The sequence below is a fragment of the Streptomyces sp. NPDC002835 genome, from assembly GCF_053591995.1.
Genome location: NZ_JBSFUW010000116.1, coordinates 1 through 2,272, shown reverse-complemented (window position 1 = coordinate 2,272; position 2,272 = coordinate 1). Strand labels below are relative to the sequence as shown.

Here is a 2,272-nt window from a genome sequence, read left to right as displayed (position 1 = left end):
AGGACATCCCCTTCGAACGACTCGTCGAAGTCCTCAACCCCACCCGCACCCTCACCCGCCACCCCCTCTTCCAAGTCATGCTCACCCTCCAGAACAGTGCGTGGGCGACGGTCGAGATGGACGGACTGGCTGTCGAGCCGATGGCGTTCCACACGGGTGAGCAGCAGTTCGACCTGTCGATGGAACTGCTCGAACGGTTCGACCCGGACGGCCGGCCCGACGGCATGACGGGCAAGGTGCACTACGGCACCGCCCTGTTCGACCGGGACACCGTGAACAGGCTCACCGATATCTTCGGACGGCTGCTCGCCCGGTACGCCGAGGCACCCCACCAGCCCATCAGCGCGGCCGAGTTGCTCGACAGCACGGAGCACGCGGCGCTGCTCGCGGACGGCCGGGGGCTGGAGCGGCCGCTTCCGGAGACGTCGGTTCCCGCACGGTTCGCGGAGCAGGTGGCCGCGGCTCCGGACGCGGTGGCCCTGGTCTTCGACGGCTGCGAGGTGACGTATGCCGAGCTGGACCGGCGTGCGAACCGGCTCGCCCGCCGGCTGCTGGCCCTCGGTGTGCGCGCCGAGGACCGGGTGGCGGTCCTGCAGCGCCGCTCGGTGGAGCTGGTGGTGTCCGTTCTCGCGGTACTCAAGGCGGGCGGCGCCTATGTGCCCATCGATCCGCACAGTCCGCTGGAGCGTCAGGCAGGGATGCTGGAGGACAGCGCGGTCGTCGTCCTGGTGACCGATGTCGAGGGGTACGAGGCCGCGCGGGCGGCGACCGTGGTGGTCGGCGTGGACGCGCTGCCGGGTGACGACACGGACCCCGGGGTGCACGTCCGCCCGGACCAGCTGGCCTATGTGATGTTCACGTCCGGGTCGACCGGCAAGCCCAAGGGCGTCGGCGTGCCGCACCGGAACGTGGTCGGCTTCGCCCTCGACACGCTCTGGTCCGGGCCGGGTCAGCAGCGGGTCCTCCAGCACCTGGCCCACTCGTTCGACCCCTCGGTGTACGAGCTGTGGGTGCCGCTGCTGTCGGGGCGTCAGCTGGTGATCTCGCCGCCCGGTGAGCTGGACGTCGCCGAACTCGCCCGCACCATCGAGGAGAACGCGGTCCGGGCCCTCGCCATGCCCGCGGCGGTCTTCCGGCTCGTCGCCGAGGACCGGCCCGAATGTCTCGCAGGCGTGCACGAGCTGATGGTCGGCGGCGAGGCGCTGCCGGCCGCCGCGGCCCGGCGCGTCCTGGCGGCCAATCCGTCACTGCTCCTGCACAACGGGTACGGCCCCACCGAGACGACCGTCATGCCTCTCGCGCACACCCTGCGGTCCACCGCCGGGGTGCCCGACTCGGTGCCGATCGGCCGGCCGCTCGACAACCGGCGCGTCTACGTGCTCGACCGGCATCTGCGGCTGGTGCCGCGCGGGGTGACGGGTGAGCTGTACGTCTCGGGTGCCGGGCTCGCGCGGGGCTACCTGGGCAGGCCGGATCTGACCGCCGACCGCTTCGTGGCCGACCCGTTCGGGGAACCCGGTGCGCGGATGTACCGGACGGGCGACCTGGTCCGCTGGAACACCGACGGTGCCCTGGAGTTCGAGGGGCGCGCGGACGAGCAGGTCAAGGTGCGCGGCTTCCGTATCGAACTCGGCGAGATCGAAACGGCACTGGCGGGCCTCGCGGGGGTACGGGAGGCGGTGGCAGTGGTGCGTACCGACCCGCCCGGTGACAAGCGCATCGTCGCCTACTACGTGCCGGCCGCGGATGCGGAGCCGGAGGAGTCCGAGGTGCGTGCCTCGGTGGCGGCCGCACTGCCGGACTACATGGTGCCCAGCGCGTTCGTCCGCCTCGACGCCCTGCCGCTCACCGTCCACGGGAAGGTGGACAAGGCGGCGCTGCCCGCCCCCGTCCGCGGCCCGGCCCGCGGGCGTGCCGCGCGCAACGAGCGGGAGGCGACGCTCTGCCAGGTGTTCGCCGACATCCTCGGCCTCACCTTGGAGCAGGTGAGCATCGACGACGGGTTCTTCGACCTGGGCGGCCACTCCCTGCTCGCCACCCGGCTCGTCAGCCGCATCCGCACCGTACTCGGCGTGGACGTCTCCGTCCGCACCGTGTTCGAAGCGCCGACCGTGGCAGAGCTGGCCGTCGCGCTCGGCGAGGCCGAACTCACGCAGGCACAAGGCGTTTCCGCGATACCCGCGCTGCGTTCCGTGCCGCGCGGCGAGGTGGTTCCGGCGTCGTTCGGCCAGCGGCGGCTGTGGTTCCTCAACGCGATGGACCCGGACACCTC

General features: G+C 72.0%; 1 protein-coding gene. It reads left to right on the top strand.

What is annotated here, in order from left to right:
- Positions 1–2,272 (top strand): non-ribosomal peptide synthetase (locus ACWD01_RS37365; protein ID WP_451168435.1); only part of this gene is annotated, 2,272 nt, incomplete at both ends.